Source organism: Gammaproteobacteria bacterium (genome assembly GCA_029884425.1).
GTDB lineage: Bacteria > Pseudomonadota > Gammaproteobacteria > S012-40 > S012-40 > JAOUHV01.
This window is the reverse complement of record JAOUHV010000059.1, coordinates 1-16,840: the sequence shown is the minus strand read 5'-3', so window position 1 is coordinate 16,840 and position 16,840 is coordinate 1. Positions and strand designations below refer to the sequence as shown.

General features: G+C 51.1%; 16 protein-coding genes and 1 tRNA gene. 7 read left to right on the top strand and 10 right to left on the bottom strand.

What is annotated here, in order from left to right; all coding sequences use genetic code 11:
- From OEW58_12640 to OEW58_12625, 4 genes are all read left to right on the top strand, one after another.
- On the top strand, positions 1-529 hold a 529-nt coding region (locus tag OEW58_12640; protein MDH5302197.1), incomplete at its 5' end, for a TolC family protein.
- A complete protein-coding gene (locus OEW58_12635; GenBank protein MDH5302196.1) occupies positions 526-1,788 on the top strand; it encodes an efflux RND transporter periplasmic adaptor subunit in 1,263 nt (420 codons plus the stop codon). The genes OEW58_12640 and OEW58_12635, both read left to right, overlap by 4 nt.
- 11 nt (positions 1,789-1,799) lie before the next feature.
- Positions 1,800-4,952, top strand: coding sequence for a CusA/CzcA family heavy metal efflux RND transporter (locus OEW58_12630; protein ID MDH5302195.1), 3,153 nt, complete (start codon positions 1,800-1,802; stop codon positions 4,950-4,952).
- Positions 4,953-4,984: 32 nt separating this feature from the next.
- The gene (locus OEW58_12625) at positions 4,985-5,461 is read left to right on the top strand and encodes a hypothetical protein (protein ID MDH5302194.1); all 477 of its coding nucleotides are present in this window, start codon (positions 4,985-4,987) and stop codon (positions 5,459-5,461) included.
- Between the two features lie 264 nt (positions 5,462-5,725).
- Here OEW58_12625 and OEW58_12620 read toward each other — a convergent pair.
- Positions 5,726-5,814 (bottom strand) — tRNA-Ser (locus tag OEW58_12620).
- Between the two features lie 214 nt (positions 5,815-6,028).
- On the opposite strand from OEW58_12620, the gene OEW58_12615 reads away from it, so the two are divergent.
- Positions 6,029-6,706, top strand: coding sequence for a Bax inhibitor-1/YccA family protein (locus OEW58_12615; GenBank protein ID MDH5302193.1), 678 nt, complete (start codon positions 6,029-6,031; stop codon positions 6,704-6,706).
- Between the two features lie 72 nt (positions 6,707-6,778).
- On the opposite strand, the gene gmd is transcribed toward OEW58_12615, so the two are convergent.
- The 7 genes from gmd to OEW58_12580 form a co-directional block, all read right to left on the bottom strand.
- Positions 6,779-7,876, bottom strand: coding sequence for a GDP-mannose 4,6-dehydratase (gene gmd, locus OEW58_12610; GenBank protein ID MDH5302192.1), 1,098 nt, complete (start codon positions 7,874-7,876; stop codon positions 6,779-6,781).
- Positions 7,877-7,915: 39 nt separating this feature from the next.
- Positions 7,916-9,241, bottom strand: a complete 1,326-nt coding sequence (rlmD, locus tag OEW58_12605; GenBank protein MDH5302191.1) for a 23S rRNA (uracil(1939)-C(5))-methyltransferase RlmD — start codon at positions 9,239-9,241, stop codon at positions 7,916-7,918.
- Positions 9,242-9,246: 5 nt separating this feature from the next.
- On the bottom strand, positions 9,247-10,026 hold the full coding sequence (locus OEW58_12600; protein MDH5302190.1) for a 3'-5' exonuclease: 780 nt from the start codon (positions 10,024-10,026) through the stop codon (positions 9,247-9,249).
- Complete coding sequence (gene cysM, locus OEW58_12595; GenBank protein ID MDH5302189.1) at positions 10,023-10,913, bottom strand: cysteine synthase CysM; 891 nt, start codon at positions 10,911-10,913, stop codon at positions 10,023-10,025. Before cysM ends, OEW58_12600 begins: the two co-directional genes overlap by 4 nt.
- Positions 10,913-11,806 carry a UTP--glucose-1-phosphate uridylyltransferase GalU gene (galU, locus tag OEW58_12590; GenBank protein ID MDH5302188.1) on the bottom strand — a complete coding sequence of 298 codons (894 nt, stop codon included), beginning with the start codon at positions 11,804-11,806 and terminating at the stop codon, positions 10,913-10,915. Before galU ends, cysM begins: the two co-directional genes overlap by 1 nt.
- Before the next feature lie 70 nt (positions 11,807-11,876).
- Positions 11,877-12,281 carry a VanZ family protein gene (locus tag OEW58_12585; GenBank protein ID MDH5302187.1) on the bottom strand — a complete coding sequence of 135 codons (405 nt, stop codon included), beginning with the start codon at positions 12,279-12,281 and terminating at the stop codon, positions 11,877-11,879.
- The gene (locus tag OEW58_12580) at positions 12,281-13,447 is read right to left on the bottom strand and encodes a nucleotide sugar dehydrogenase (GenBank protein MDH5302186.1); all 1,167 of its coding nucleotides are present in this window, start codon (positions 13,445-13,447) and stop codon (positions 12,281-12,283) included. Before OEW58_12580 ends, OEW58_12585 begins: the two co-directional genes overlap by 1 nt.
- Positions 13,448-13,628: 181 nt before the next feature.
- Here OEW58_12580 and OEW58_12575 point away from each other — a divergent pair, with 181 nt between their 5' ends.
- Both OEW58_12575 and OEW58_12570 read left to right on the top strand, forming a co-directional pair.
- Complete coding sequence (locus OEW58_12575; GenBank protein ID MDH5302185.1) at positions 13,629-14,243, top strand: hypothetical protein; 615 nt, start codon at positions 13,629-13,631, stop codon at positions 14,241-14,243.
- 101 nt (positions 14,244-14,344) lie between these two features.
- Entirely contained in the window at positions 14,345-15,403 is a 1,059-nt protein-coding gene (locus tag OEW58_12570; GenBank protein MDH5302184.1) for an undecaprenyl-phosphate alpha-N-acetylglucosaminyl 1-phosphate transferase, read from the top strand.
- A gap of 110 nt (positions 15,404-15,513) precedes the next feature.
- On the opposite strand, the gene OEW58_12565 is transcribed toward OEW58_12570, so the two are convergent.
- Together OEW58_12565 and OEW58_12560 are read right to left on the bottom strand one after the other, a co-directional pair.
- Complete coding sequence (locus tag OEW58_12565) at positions 15,514-16,629, bottom strand: glycosyltransferase (GenBank protein MDH5302183.1); 1,116 nt, start codon at positions 16,627-16,629, stop codon at positions 15,514-15,516.
- 2 nt (positions 16,630-16,631) lie between these two features.
- A partial coding sequence (locus tag OEW58_12560; protein MDH5302182.1) for a hypothetical protein occupies positions 16,632-16,840 on the bottom strand: 209 nt, incomplete at its 5' end.

Genomic DNA, 16,840 nt, shown 5'->3' with positions numbered 1-16,840 from the left:
GGAACTTATTCGACTTGCTACAGAAGAACGCGTGTCTCAGGCTCGTTTAAATCTTGCGCAAAGTAAACGTACACCTAACCTCGAATTGTCCGGCGGCATCCGCCATTTCAATGGCAGCGACAATGCGGCTTTAGTGCTTTCCGTAGGCATTCCGTTTGGTGCACGCTCACGTGCTCAACCACAAGTTGATGAGATGCAATACCTGGCCAAACGTGAACCTCTACGTTTTGAGCAAACACGCCTGTCGCTCCATAGCACGCTGTATCAACTCTACCAAGAACTTCTTCATTCACAGACTGCGTTTGAGACATTGAGTCAACGCATTATCCCTGAAGCAGAACAGGCAGCCCGAGATTATAAACACGGCTATGAAAGAGCTCGTTTCTCCCTGCTTGAACTCAATGCGGCACAGCAGGAACTTTTAGATGCCCGCCTGGAAAAGGTCACAACCGCAGCCAACTATCATCGCCTAAAAATCGAAATCGAACGACTAACGGGTGTGGCGCTGCACTCAGGAGAACAGTTATGAGCAAGAATATTCTGTATACCCTTTTGGTCGCCATCATCGGTGGAACCTTGATAGTTTGGTTGCTGCTCGCAGAACCGCACCATGACGATCACGATGTTCACGCACATGGCGACTACTCTGAGCTTGAAGAAGAATCAGATAAAGGCCCCCTAGGTGGTCGTCTTCTAAAAAATGGTGACTTCGCCCTGGAGATCACCTTGTTCGAAAAGGGTGTGCCGCCGGAGTTTCATCTCTACAGCTATGACAATGACAAGTTAATTAACCCCGCCGATGTCACTGCGCTCATCAAACTAACTCGTCTCGACGGTCAGGTCGATACCTTTAATTTCACACCACAGGCAGACTTCCTGCGCGGTGACGGCATTGTCACCGAACCCCATTCATTCGATGTGAGTGTCGAAGCCACTTTCCAGGGCAAACAGCATAGCTGGCGGTACAACAACTACGAAGGCCGCGTTCAGATCGCTAGCGACATCGCTGCAAAGAGTGGTGTTAAAACCGAAATCGCCGGACCACGATCCATTCAGGAGAACTTGAACCTTACAGGTCGCATCGAGGTAGATCCCAACCGTCTTTCACAGGTGCGCGCCCGCTTCCCCGGCATGGTGAAACAGGTCAAACGCGAATTGGGTGACAGAGTAAACCGTGGCGACGTACTGGCTGAGATTCAAAGCAACGAAAGCCTGCAAACCTACCAGGTCACAGCCCCCATTAGTGGTGTCATCGTCCAACGCGATGTACAGGTAGGTGAAACGACTGTCGAAGCACCACTTTTCATCATTGCCGATCTCACCAAGGTCTGGGCCGAACTGGATGTCTTTAATCAGGACATCAGTCGCGTCCAAGCCGGACAATCCGTGGTACTCGAAACACTGAGTGGAGAAGAAGTGACAGGCAAAGTTGACTGGCTCTCTCCGATGACCGCTCACGCGAGTCAAAGCATCCAGGCACGCGTAGTCGTCAATAACAAATCGCTGAAACTGCGTCCCGGTCAATTTATCCGTGGCCGAATCACCGTAGCCGAACATGAGGCCCCCCTAGCGGTGCGCAAATCAGGCATCCAGGCGTTTCGTGATTTTCAGGTGGTATTCGCCCAAATCGGGGATACCTACGAGGTGCGTATGTTGGAGCTGGGGCGTGAGGATCACGACTGGGTTGAAGTGCTGGGTGGTCTGAAACCAGGCACAAAATACGTGACCGAGAATAGCTACTTGATCAAGGCCGACATCGAAAAGTCCGGCGCCTCGCATGACCACTAGGAGCCTGAGCCATGATTGATAAATTGGTCGCGTTTTCGCTGGCTCATCGCTGGTTAGTGCTGATCGCGGTGATCGCACTGTCCGCCCTGGGTTTGTATAACTACCAAAAATTGCCTATCGATGCGGTACCTGACATCACCAACGTCCAGGTGCAGGTCAACACTGATGCGCCGGGGTATTCGCCACTGGAGGCGGAGCAACGCATCACCTTCCCCATCGAGACGGCGATGGCGGGTATTCCTCACCTGGAATATACCCGCTCCATCTCTCGTTACGGCCTGTCGCAGGTGACCGTGGTATTCAAGGACGGCACCAATAAATACCTCGCCCGCCAGCTCATCAATGAACGACTGTCTGAGGTAAAAGAGCAATTACCCGAAGGCATCGAACCAACAATGGGCCCCATTGCCACCGGCCTGGGTGAGATCTTCATGTACACCGTGTCCGCACGCGAAGGCAGCGACATGACACCGATGGACCTGCGCACAGTTCAAGACTGGATCGTTCGGCCGCAACTGCGTAACACCCCCGGCGTAGTGGAAGTGAACACCATCGGTGGATACACCAAGCAGTTCCATGTACTGCCCGATCCCGACAAACTGCTGGCCTACGACCTGACACTGGAAGAGATCATGGCCGCCCTGGCGCGCAACAATCTCAACACTGGCGCCGGCTATATCGAGCGGTTTGGGGCGCAGTATCTGGTGCGCTCGCCAGGCCAACTGGCCAATCTCGACGACATCCGCGCCATCACCGTGGCCAAGCGCAACGGTGTGCCGATTCAACTGGGCAGCATTGCCAAAATCACTCTCGGCAGTGAACTGCGCACCGGCGCGGCGACCCAAAACGGCGAAGAAGTGGTGTTGGGCACCGTGTTCATGCTGATGGGTGAAAACAGCCGTGTCGTCTCTCGCGCTACGGCGCAGAAGCTGGAAGGAATCAAACCTTCTCTACCTGAAGGGGTGGAGTTAACTCCGCTTTACGACCGCACCAACCTCGTTGACAAGACCATCGACACGGTGCAGAAAAACCTCGTCGAAGGGGCCTTGCTGGTCATCGTCATCCTGTTTCTGATGCTGGGCAACTGGCGTGCGGCGCTGATTACTGCGGCAGTGATTCCGGTGGCAATGCTGCTGACGATCACTGGCATGGTGGAGTCACGCACCTCGGGCAATTTGATGAGCCTGGGCGCTCTGGACTTCGGCCTGATCGTCGATGGCGCGGTCATCATTGTTGAAAACTGCCTGCGACACCTGGCGCTCTATCAAAAACGCACCCAAACGCTGCCCGACCTGACCACCCGCCTGCACATCGTGCGCGAGGCGACAGTGGAGGTAATCCGCCCCAGTGTGTTCGGCGTGATCATTATCATGATTGTTTACGTGCCGATTTTTGCGCTAACCGGCGTCGAAGGCAAAATGTTCCACCCCATGGCACTGACCGTGGTGATGGCACTGACCGCTGCGTTGATTCTGTCATTGACCGCCGTGCCAGCCGCCGTGGCATTGTTTGTCAAAGGTGAAGTCAAAGAACGCGAAAACCTGCTCATGCGCGGGGCACGCCGCAGCTACGAGCCGGTACTGCGCTGGGTATTAAAACACCGCCTACCGGTAGTCACGGGCGCGGTGCTGCTGGTGGTACTTTCGATAGTGCAAACCACCCGCATGGGCACCGAGTTTGTGCCCAGCCTAGATGAAGGTGATATCGCCCTGCACGCCCTGCGTATTCCAGGCACCAGCCTAACCCAGGCAGTGGAGATGCAACGCACGTTGGAGGCAGAACTCAGCAAATTCCCGGAGGTCTCCCACATCTTTACTAAAATCGGCACCGCTGAAGTGGCCACCGACCCAATGCCGCCCAACGTGGCCGACACCTTTGTCATGATGAAACCACGGAACGATTGGCCCGATCCGCGCAAACCCAAGGCCGAGTTGATTGCGGAAATGGAGGCCGCAGCCAAGACCATTCCCGGCAACAACTACGAGTTCACCCAGCCGATTCAGATGCGTTTTAACGAACTGATCTCGGGTGTACGATCCGACTTGGCTGTGAAGATCTACGGCGATGATCTAGATACCTTGGTTGAACTGGCCGAGCAGATTGAAAGAGTCGTCGCCGCCGTACCAGGCGCAGCCGATGCCCGCAGCGAACAGGCCACCGGCCTGCCGTTGTTGTCGGTGATACCCAAGCGCGAACAATTAGCCTACTACGGTCTCGATGTCGCGGCGGTGCAAAACGCGCTACGGGTGGCCGTAGCGGGCGAAACGGTCGGCCAGATTTTCGAAGGGGACCGCCGTTTTGATCTGGTGCTACGTCTACCAGAATCAATACGCACCGATCTGGATGCCCTCAAGCGCCTGCCGATTCCGTTACCGGGTAACATTCAGCGTGAAATTGATGGAGATGCTGACTCACTGGGACTAATCCAGACGCCGCCCCACACCATTCCCCTACAGGAAGTGGCCGACATTGAGATCACCCTCGGCCCGAACCAGATCAGCCGCGAAAACGGCAAGCGCAGCGTGGTAGTTACGGCCAATGTTCGCGAACGCGATCTGGGCGGTTTCGTCACAGATGTACAAGCAGCAGTGGCACGTGAGGTGAAACTGCCTGCGGGTTATTGGCTTGGCTACGGAGGCACCTTTGAGCAACTAATCTCCGCCTCACAGAGGCTGACCATCGTCGTACCGCTAACGCTGCTGATCATCTTCGGCCTACTGTTCATGGCCTTTAACTCGGTCAAAGATGCGGCCCTGGTTTTCAGCGGTGTGCCCCTGGCTTTGACTGGCGGCGTAGCAGCCCTGGCGCTACGTGACCTGCCTCTTTCCATCTCCGCCGCCGTGGGCTTTATCGCTCTCTCCGGTGTGGCGGTACTCAATGGTGTGGTGATGCTTTCTTTCATTCGCGACCTGATCGCCAAGGGCATTGCCCTGGAACAGGCCATTATCGAAGGCGCCCTCACCCGCCTGCGGCCAGTTCTGATGACTGCCCTCGTAGCCAGCCTCGGCTTTGTACCCATGGCTCTCAATATCGGCACCGGTGCGGAAGTACAGCGCCCCCTGGCTACCGTCGTCATCGGCGGAATCATCTCATCCACCCTGCTGACCTTATTGGTACTGCCGGTGCTCTACCGACTGGCATACCGCAAACACGCAGACAAATAACTCAACGATCAAAACACAAATGGAGAACCACTATGTATAAATCACGTCGCAATCATTTCATCCCAAGCATCCTCGTCCTAGGCATTACCCTGTTTGCGGCAACAGCCTGTACAACAACAAAATTGGTGAAAGACGAAAACAAGATCACCATTGAACGTGTCGATTCAAATACTGCCAATATCAGTCATGTGTATCTAAAACACTCCGATGGCCAACTTTTATTACGAGGAGAAGTTAAACCCCACCAGAGTAGTCGTCGCACCCCCATTCCGGGACATCTTCATATCACGCTAATTGATCCCCAAGGGAAGATGCTAAAAGAGGCTGACATTAGCTACATGCGCCGCAGTGTTAACTCCTCTAAAGCGTTTTTCAGCACTGAGCTACCCGTTGATCTACCGCCCGGCAGCACAATCAAAATTACACATTTCGAAAGGCAAACACACGAACCTATCCCTGTAGAACCGAATTGGAGAGATGTTCAGCATCCGGCTTTCTCAGCCCATTAGCGCAGGTCACGTAACTACGCCGATTTGTACCAATTCAGATAATGGCATGGGGCACACGAGCGGCAACGACGACCCACATCCTGGGCCGACAAAACATTCCCGCACGGGAATGACGCCCCCCTCATCCGCTCAATATGTAACCGTTATTTTCCCGATCGGGAAAATAACGTCTAAAACGCCGGATTCATTTGCAGGTGGCAATGGGGAACCACCCAGAAACAAAAAAGCCCAACATATTGAAATGTCGGGCTTTTTTAGAATTTATGGCGGAGAGGTAGGGATTCGAACCCTAGGAAGGGGATACCTTCAACGGTTTTCAAGACCGCCGCTTTCGACCGCTCAGCCACCTCTCCAACGTTTGGGCACAGACCTTTTTTGGTGGTCAGGCAAAACGTGGCGCAAGAATAACGAAAATAATCACGAAAATCCAGTGCCAAAACTAAAGTTTCTTAGGTCAATCACCGATTTGCATGCAGATTAACCAAACAACAGACTTGAACCTTTCCCGTGGTTCGTGGTCTCATTAGGCGCGACATCCCTTTCCCAAAGCAAAGAGGTAATTCACCCATGAATTCACCAGTTTTTTCCACCACTGCGGTCTCCACAGCGGCGACGAACAAACTGATCCGCAACACTTACACGCTGCTGGCGATGACGCTGGTTTTCAGCGCCATCACCGCCGGTATTTCGCTGGCCATTCAGCCGCCACAGTTTATCGGCCTGGTTTGTTCGCTGGGCGCATTGGCGTTGATCTGGCTGGTTTTGCCTAAAACAGCAAACTCCTCCAGCGGTCTGGCCGTTGTGTTCGGCATCACCGGGCTACTGGGATTTGGTTTGGGCCCCATTTTGAGCCACTACCTGAGCATGGCCAACGGTGGTGAGATCGTGATGATGGCCTTTGGCGCGACGGCGGCCATCTTCCTGGGCCTGACTGGCTATGTCATGGTTACCAAAAAGGATTTCAGCTTCATGGGCGGATTCCTGATGGCAGGCATGATTGTGGTCATCGTCGCCATGCTGGCACTGCTGATCGCCGGTCTGTTTGGCTACGCGATGCCAATGGCGTCGCTGGCGTTGTCTGGCGCAGTGGCCATGCTGATGGCGGGCTTCATGCTGTACGACACCAGCCGCCTGGTAAACGGTGGCGAGGACAACTACATCATGGCGACAGTGGGCATTTACCTGAGCATTTACAATCTGTTCACCGCCCTGCTGCATTTGATCGGTTTTGCCAACGACGACTAAATAGCTCGCAGCTTGCGTCGCAAAAAAGCCCCGGAATTCGGGGCTTTTTTGTTTTCATTGGTATGTTGCGGGTTATTCGTGGTACTCGTAGACCGGAAAGCCGGAGTCCTTACACAGACTATCCTTTTCGGCGATTTTCAAATCTTCGCGCACCATTTCTCCGACCATTTCCTCCAGAGTAGTTTTCGCTTCCCAGCCCAGTTTCGCTTTGGCTTTGGATGCATCGCCCAACAGGGTCTCAACCTCGGTCGGACGGAAATAGCGTGGGTCGACCGCGACCAGCACCTTGCCGGTTTTGCTGCAAATACCCTGTTCGTCCACCCCTTCGCCTTGCCACTTTAGTGACATACCCACTTCAGCAAACGCAGCGTTGACGAATTCGCGTACGGAAATTTGCTTGTTGGTAGCAATGACAAAATCCTCTGGCTCGTCCTGCTGCAACATCAACCACTGCGCCTCGACGTAATCGCGCGCATGACCCCAGTCACGCAGTGCATCCATGTTGCCCAGATGCAACCGATCCTGCAGGCCAAGCTTTATCCGTGCCACCGCACGGGTGATTTTGCGGGTTACGAACGTCTCGCCACGACGCGGCGATTCGTGATTGAACAGAATGCCGTTACAAGCAAACATGCCGTAGGCTTCACGATAATTAACCGTGATCCAGTAAGCATAGACCTTCGCCGCCCCATACGGGCTGCGCGGATAAAACGGCGTTGTTTCCTTTTGCGGAATTTCCTGCACCTTGCCAAACATCTCGGACGTAGAAGCCTGGTAGAAACGCGTTTTCTTTTCCAGGCCCAAAATACGAATTGCTTCCAGAATGCGCAGCGTGCCGATAGCATCCGCATTAGCGGTGTACTCTGGTGTTTCAAAAGAAACCGCAACGTGGCTCTGAGCAGCGAGATTATAAATTTCGTCCGGCTGGGTAGCCTGAATAATTCGAATCAAATTGGTCGAGTCGGTCAAATCCCCGTAATGGAGAAAAAAGCGACGTTTTTCCTGATGCGGATCCTGATACAGATGATCAATACGATCCGTATTAAACGAGGAGGCACGACGTTTGATCCCGTGGACAATATAGCCCTTGGCCAACAAAAACTCGGCAAGATAAGCCCCATCCTGGCCAGTCACACCGGTAATCAGCGCTACCTTTCTTTTTCCACTCATTCTTTTTCTACCCCGTTTACTGCGAAAATAAAAACCTTACTATGACTGCTCAAACACCGCAATCGATTCCACATGCCCGGTATGCGGGAACATGTCCATGATACCTGCCTTGAGCAACCTGTACCCCTGATTATGCACAATTTCCTCAACGTCCCGCGCCAGCGTGGCCGGATCACAGGAAACGTAAACAATCCGTTTTGGCTTGAATTTGTTCAGCAGGCGCGATACTTCGATCGCACCGCTACGTGGTGGATCAAGCAACAGCTTGTCTACTGCCTGCATCCAAGGCGCCTGGGTGAAATCAGCAAACAAGTCAGCCACGTGGAATTCTACATTTTGCAAACCATTTCGCTCAGCGTTGGCCCGTGCCCGTTCAACCAAACCACGTTCACCTTCCACCGCCACCACCCGCGTCGCCTTGCGTGCCAGTGGCAAACTGAAATTGCCCAGACCACAAAATAAATCCAGCACCGTTTCACCAGGCTGCACGTCCAAAAGATCAATAGCGCGCGCCACCATCTGCCGATTGATGCCGGTGTTAACCTGGGTGAAATCACTCGGTTCGAACTGCAGCGTCACATCAAAATCCGGCAAACGATAACTCAGCGGACGCGGCGTTTCAGGGTACAGTGCGGTAATGCTGTCAGGCCCTTTCGGCTGTAAATAAATCTGAAAATCATGCTGCACACCAAACGCCTGCAACTTTTGATAGTCACCGGGCGCCAAAGGCTGCAAGTGCCGAAACACCAGCCCTTTCACCTCATCGCCAATGGCCACTTCAATTTGCGGAATCGTGTCGGGCTGCGAAAAGCTGCCAATTAACTCCGACAAGTCCTGCAAGTGCTGCCCCACAGACGGATGCAACACCTCGCAACGCTCCATCTCGGCCAGAAAAGGTGCACGCTTCTCACGAAACCCCACCAGCACTCGGCCCTTTTTGGCAACAAATTTGGCACCCAGGCGCGCCTTGCGACGATAACCCCAAAGCTCGCTCACCAATGGCGCTAAAACCTCCAACGGCTCGGATTTGCCCATACGTTTCAATTTTTCCAGCATGTCGTGCTGTTTAAAACGAATCTGTGCTCCGTGCTCCAGATGCATTAATGAGCAACCGCCACACACACCGTAGGCTGCACATTTAGGAGTCACCCGTTCCGCCGCTGGGGAAAAAATTTCCTGCACCACAGCTTCATCATAATTTTTTTTGCTGTTGAGATAGGTGAAGCTAACATCTTCACCCGCCAGTGCTCCCTCGACAAATACCGTTTTGCCATCAACCCTGGCCACGCCGCGTCCATCGTGGGCCTGCGTATCAATAGTTGCCCGCACCGGGTCTTTGGGAAGTCGTTGATTTTTTCTTGCCATGGAAATTATTTTGCCTGTGACCAAGCGGTTAAATAGGTTTGAAAATGTGGTCCTCGCTGTTGCTGCAACACGTTGCGCAACAATCCAGTTTCGTGCTGATAGTCGTCCATGCTCAAGCCACCATTGATCAGCTGATATCGCAAAAACAGTTGATAGTTGGTGATCGCTTCAAGATCGCTGCAAGCTGCAACAGGGGACAATTCACCGGCTAAAAAATGCTTCCAGATTTGCGCGTTGTCCAAACACGTTGGCAACGGCAAATCACACACTGCAGCCATCTGCACCAGTGGCACCTGCAGCTCTAGCGCGTCACCATTTAACTCGTCAGACAAATCCAGCGAACGCAGATCATGAGCGTGGTCGTGGTCGTGGTCGTGGTCGCAATGATCGTCTTCACATTCGCCACCATGCCAATAGGCTTGGGAAACCAGTCGTTTTGCCAGCAAACGATAATTCAGCAACGGTAAGTCATTGCGTCGATTATTCCAGCTCACCAGCAGCGGCTGATATTCAGCATGCACGTCAATAAATGACTGCAACACATCGGCTTCATCACCAGAAAAAGAGTGCAGCACCAATCCATCTTGATCGCGCAACAACGCTGACAATGTCATCACTCGCTGCAAATGCAACGGTAAAATTTCCGAGCTACTCGTCTGCTGACGCCGCTTGTGGAACATGATGCTGCCGACTTCCTTATCGCTCACGTCCTGTAGCGCATACAACCGACGCCCTGCGTCCAGGTCTGGAATGGTTTTGAGCGAAAAAGCGAAAATATTTATCAAGAATTAAATACTCCGGTGGACAAATAACGGTCACCGCGATCACAAATAATCGCGACGATCACTGCACTTTCCACCTGTTTTGACAAGGCTAACGCCGCAGCCACCGCACCACCAGAGGACACACCACAAAAAATACCTTCGCGCGCAGCCAGTGCACGCATGGTGTTTTCGGCGTCCTCTTGCGATACATCGATAATCCGATCCACTTTGGTGGCATCGTAAATTTTTGGCAAATATTCCGCCGGCCAGCGACGAATGCCGGGAATACTCGCACCTTCTTTGGGCTGTACGCCTACGATTTCAATGTCGGGTTTGACTTCACGCAAAAAGCGCGACGTGCCCATGATGGTACCGGTGGTGCCCATTGCACTGACAAAATGAGTAATACTGCCATGGGTATCACGCCAGATCTCAGGCCCTGTACCGTCGTAATGGGCTTGCGGATTGTCAAAATTGCCGAACTGATCCAGCACCTTGCCCTCGCCACGCGCCTCCATGGCCTTGGCCAAATCGCGCGCACCTTCCATGCCTTGCTCTTTGGACACCAGTACCAGATTGGCACCAAACGCAGCCATGGAACCACGGCGTTCAGCACTCATGGTTTCGGGCATGATCAGGGTCATTTTATAACCCTTAATCGCCGCCGCCATAGCCAGCGCGATGCCCGTATTGCCACTGGTGGCTTCAATCAGATTGTCGCCTGGCTGAATTTCGCCGCGCGCTTCAGCGCGGTTGATCATCGACAACGCGGGACGGTCCTTGACCGAACCCGCAGGATTATTGCCTTCCAGTTTGACCAAAATGGTATTGCTGGTTTCCCCCGGCAAACGTTGTAAACGCACCAGGGGCGTGTTGCCGATAAACGATTCAATAGTAGGAAACGACATTATTTTTTAAACAGCGAGGGATCACAGTAGCGACTAAGATAGGCGCGAAATTCCTCGCCCAAATCGCTGTGTTTCAAACCATATTCAACCGTAGCGCGCAAATAACCCAGTTTGTCACCACAGTCGTAACGCTCACCTACAAATTCATAGGCCATAACGTATTCATAGTTCAGCAGCGCAGCGATAGCATCGGTCAATTGGATTTCATTGCCAGCTCCCCGCTGGGTATTTTCCAGCAGATGAAATATGCGCGGCGTCAAAATATAACGCCCTACCACCGCCTGATTAGATGGCGCCTTGTCGGGCTTGGGCTTTTCGACGATGGCATCAATACGTCCCAAGCGCTCGGCCACCTTGCTGGCAGCGACAATACCGTATTTGTCCGTGTCCTTGGGATCGACCTTCTCAGTACCAAGAATACTGCAACCGCGCTGATTGTATTGCTCTACCATCTGCGCCAAGCAGGCTTGCTTGCCACCATCGATCAAGTCATCGGCCAAAATTACCGCGAAGGGTTCGTCACCCACTACGTCCTTGGCACACAACACGGCATGCCCCAAACCTAGGGCTTCTGGCTGGCGCACATACACGCACGATACCCCTTTGGGCAAAACATTGCGCACGGTTTCCAGCAATTCGGTCTTTCGTTTTTGCTCGAGCTGGTATTCGAGTTCAAAGTTTTTGTCGAAATGATCTTCAATCGCCCGCTTGGAACTGCTGGTCACGAAAATCAACTGCTCGCAGCCCGCCTCAATCGCTTCCTCAGCAGCATACTGAATCAGTGGTTTATCCACCACCGGCAGCATTTCCTTGGGATTAGCCTTGGTGGCAGGTAAAAATCGCGTCCCCATGCCGGCAACGGGAAACACGGCCTTGCGTACAGGTTTACTCATTACTTCATTCCTTAAAATTTATTCCGCCTCAATATTGGCTAGTCTACCCAAAAGCCCTGGGTACTGCCAATCAACCGCCAACCAAAAGCCGACGCTCAAGTCCTAGCAACAGGTCACGAAATCGGGTAGCACACAGCCCATATCCCAGCATCACACCCAGCATATTGGCCGCCACGTCCAGCGGATCAAACTGCCGGTAGCCCGTCAGCCCCTGAATAAATTCCAATGTCACTCCCAGCACCACAAAGCCCAATGCAAAACGCCATTGCACTTGTCGCCAGGTCAGCAAACCAAACCAGCTCATCAACACGCCATAAGCCAGCAGATGCCCCCATTTGTCGCCAAACTCAATCGCATCGGTATTTAGCGGCTGCGATGTTAGCGACAAAAAAATGATAGTGCCGATCAGCAGGCTCCCTAGCAAAAGCCACCAGCGTAGCGCGGCAAGGTCACGCCAAGTTGATACTTGCGTCATTAGTCGCTACCAAACAGATCTCGGGTATACACTTTAGCCTCAACATCACGAATATCATCAGACAAGCGGTTAGCCACGATCACATCCGAGATACGTTTAAATTCCTGTAAATCCCGTATAACCCGTGAGCGAAAAAATTCATTTTCTTTAAGCACTGGTTCATACAAAACCACTTCCACACCTTTGGCTTTGATACGTTTCATAATGCCCTGAATGGAGGATGCTCGGAAATTATCGGAACCATTTTTCATGATTAACCGGTAAACACCAACCACATTCGGCTTGCGGCGCAAAATGGATTCAGCGATAAAATCTTTACGCGTGGTATTAGCGTCGACAATCGCCGCAATCAAACTATTGGGTACATCACGATAATTCGCCAGCAACTGCTTAGTATCTTTAGGTAAACAGTAACCGCCGTAGCCGAACGAAGGATTGTTGTAGTGACTGCCAATGCGCGGATCCAATCCCACACCTTCGATGATCTGCCGGCTGCTCAAGCCATGAGTTTCTGCATAGCTGTCCAGCTCGTTGAAATAAGCGACGCGCATCGCCAAATAGGTATTGGAAAATAATTTGATCGCCTCTGCCTCGGTCGAGTCAGTAAAAAGAGTGGAAATATTAGCCTTTATTGCACCTTCAGCCAGTAAATTTGCAAATATTCTGGCTCGATCAGAGCGTTCGCCAACCACTATTCGCGAGGGATGAAGATTGTCATACAAGGCTCTACCTTCGCGCAAAAACTCAGGGGAAAAAATGATATTCTCGCATCCCATTTCCTGCTTAACCTTTGCGGTATATCCCACTGGCACGGTAGATTTAATCACCATCACAGCCTTGGGATTAATCGCCATCACATCCCTGATCACCGCCTCAACAGAACTGGTATTGAAGTAGTTTGTCACCGGATCGTAATCCGTGGGCGTAGCGATCACCACATACTCCGCCCCGACATATGCTTCTTTTTTGTCCAGTGTTGCTTTGAAATTAAGGTTTTTATTGCGTAAAAAATCCTCAATCTCCGCATCAACGATAGGAGACTGTTTCTGATTCAGCAGCGCCACTTTCTCCGCCATAATATCCACGGCCACCACTTCATGGTGCTGCGACAGCAGCATCGCATTGGATAAGCCGACGTAACCCGTACCCGCAACAGCAATTTTCATAGAATAAATCCCTTTTGTCCGAGGATAATCCCGCACATTGTAACGCTATTTTGTACCGCTTTGTGACATCCTTAAAAAATCGGCCCACCTAGTACTAATTGGCTATCGACAGCGGTTGCAACAGCCCTATACTGGATGTCGTCACTGGAAGACATTTTCACCATAACACAAGGAGAGTCCGATGTTTTTACATCACCATTGGACGCGGCCCCTGGTCGCGTCATTGTTTATATTTTCTTTACATACCAATGCGTTAGCAACCCCCATCAACATCACCTTTGCCGATAGCGGTCAAAGTTTCGGCCAATATTCTCAGATCAACCTGAGCAATGACCCCATTGACCTGACGATAACCAGCCATACCCACGACGGCAGTTCCAGCCAAGTTTTTCTTGATCAAGATGGTTTGGGAGTCAAACTCTCCAAAGGTAGCGATGGTAGTGAAATAGACAATCTCGGTCCTGATGAAAGCCTTCGGTTATTGTTCGGCACCGACGTCAAACTAATCACAGCAACATTCAGCCAGATTGGATTGAATGATGATTTCATTGTTCGTACGTTAAACAATGTCATCAACAGCTCATTCATCGCTGGCAACATCAATGATAACGGCATACAAACCGTCCTTTTCCCAAGTCTCACAGGCAAGGAGTTCTACTTTAGCAACAACGGCGCACATAGCGAATACAGCCTAAAAAGCATCAGCTTTGAGCCCATTGCGGTAAGCGCGCCGACACCACTGATGCTGCTCGTTGGCCTTCTACTCGCAGCCTGTAAACGCCGGCGCATTCGCTAATTTATTCTTAAATCCAGGCACCTAGTAGAAATCCCCCCTAGCATTGGTTTATGCTAGGGGTACTTTCACCACTATAAAAATAAACTGCTACAGCGGATTGCATGGAATTATTATCGAGTATTGCGGTTAGTTTTTTTGTCACATTAGGACTCTGCTGGTTACTTCCACCTCTAGCCACCAAACTTGGCCTGGTCGACAAGCCTGGCGGTCGAAAGCATCACGACGCTCCCACCCCCGTCATTGGCGGCATTGCCATTTATGCTGGATTAGTTTGCGGGGTTGCGGTCAATCCCTACCCTATCGCGGCCATTTGGCCCCTAATCGCTGGCGCTGGATTACTGCTGACCGTGGGTTTAATCGATGACATAAAAAATCTAAGTGCGCGCACCCGTTTTTTCGCCCAGTCTGCCGCTGCCATCGTGGCCATTTTGGGCAACGATATCGTTTTGCACGACCTGGGTAATCTTATAGGCACGGGCACGTTGTCACTCGGCCTTGTCGCAATTCCGTTCACCGTATTCGCGATCATCGGGGTAATCAATGCCGTCAATATGTCTGATGGCATGGATGGACTAGCCGGCGGCCTGGTTCTTGTCGCCATTGCGGGCCTAGCCATTGCGGCCCTCCCCCACCTCCATGGCTACGCCGTTGTGCTAATTTTCCTTGCCTCCACAGTCGCGGCATTTTTAATGTTCAACATGCGCACACCATGGCTTGCCAAAGCAAAAATATTCATGGGCGACAACGGCTCCATGATGTTGGGATTTATTGTCGCCTGCCTGCTGATTCACCTGTCACAAACCACAACTGAGGCAAGAACCATTCGCCCGGTAACCGCGCTCTGGCTGCTCGCACTGCCATTGCTCGATACCGTTTGCGTCATGTTGCGCCGCATTCGCAAAGGAAAATCGCCCTTCGCGCCAGACAGGGAGCATTTCCATCACATATTGCTAGTAGCAGGATATAGCCCCGCAAAAACAGTTTGGATCATGCTAGGGATTGCTTCGGGGTTAGCTGCACTGGGACTGCTCGGCGAGCGACTTCACACACCAGAGAGCGTAATGTTTGTTGGGTTTATGCTGTTGTTTGCAGCTTATTATTGGGGAATGAGTCATGCTTGGAGGGTGATGAAAGCGATTAGATCAAGCCCCACCTTATAAATTTATAACCATCCCCTAAACTAGTGGCCACTAGTGTGCAATAGACTATGATCGACAGTTGAAGCAAGATATAAATTTCATCCTAACTGGCGACAAAATATAGTTGAGCACTACACACTTAAAGCACCTATACCCCCCCCCCCATCGCGCCGTGCCTTACAACTTTTATAAAGTTCAATATATGCTTCACTCATTTTATTTCGAGTAAAAAGAACCTCATACCGATTAATTGCATTTTCTGACATTTTTTGGTATTGAGAAGAATTAGAAAGCACACCCACTATAGCCTCCTTTAACGCCAGCACGTTACCGGGAGGCACATTGAAGCCTGTCAAACCATGTACATTGACAAAACTATTACCGCTTCCAATTTCAGTAGTAACAATCGGCAATCCCTTTGCTAAGGCTTCCAAAAGAACAACACCAAAAGCCTCTGCTCGAGTAGTTGAAGGCAAACAAAACAAGTCTGCATTATCCAGCTCTATATTCTTCTCCTCTTCTGTCACTCGACCCAGAAGCACAACGTTGTTCAAGTTTTTAGCCATAGTAGATAGAGTAGACATTTCTGGGCCATCACCGACAAAACGAAATTCAATATCAGGACAAAGTCTAGCGACATCAATCAAATATCGGAATCCTTTATACTCAACCAAACGTCCCATAGCGAGAACAACTTTTTTCCGACCAAAAGAAATTAATTTTTTTCCCCCAGCATCACGAATAGGAACATTCGTCCCAAGCGGTATAACTTGAATTTTACTTAAGTAAGGCCGCAACTCCTCAGAAGAATGAGCATAATTATTTGAAGTCGCAATGACAGCGTCAGCCCTGTTATACGCATACCTAACAAACGGGAAAATAAGCTTCTTTAAAAGACCTTTTCCAACCATGTCAGCATGATGTGTTATCACAACCGGCAGCGAACGATCAACAAGAAACAGACCAAGGCAAGCAAGTGGGTTAGGTGCATGAATATGTATAACGGAACGCTTAAAGTTTTTCATCGAAAAAATATATCTAAAGCTAAGCGGCATCGACGACACAACATATCGCGCATAAAACCTATTAACTTCATAATCAAGCTCGCACTCTTCCTTCAAACTAGAAAATGCGTGCACAGACACAAAAACGCCTTTAGTAATAGCCTCTTCAACCAAATCCTTAACAACCGTCTCCATACCTCCCTTTTCAGGAAAATAGAACTTAGAGACATGAATAACTTCCACTACTAAACTCCTTTTCCACCACAACTATCTGAATAAAAATAAACATCAACAGTTTGACATGCTGCATGCTCCCAATCAAAACGAGAAGCATTATCTCTACCTAAAATAGACAGTTTTTGATACAGAAACTTATCAGCTATCAACATACTCATCTTATAAGCAATATCGGACACCGAGAGAGGATCAACCAACAACGACGAGTTCACACCAG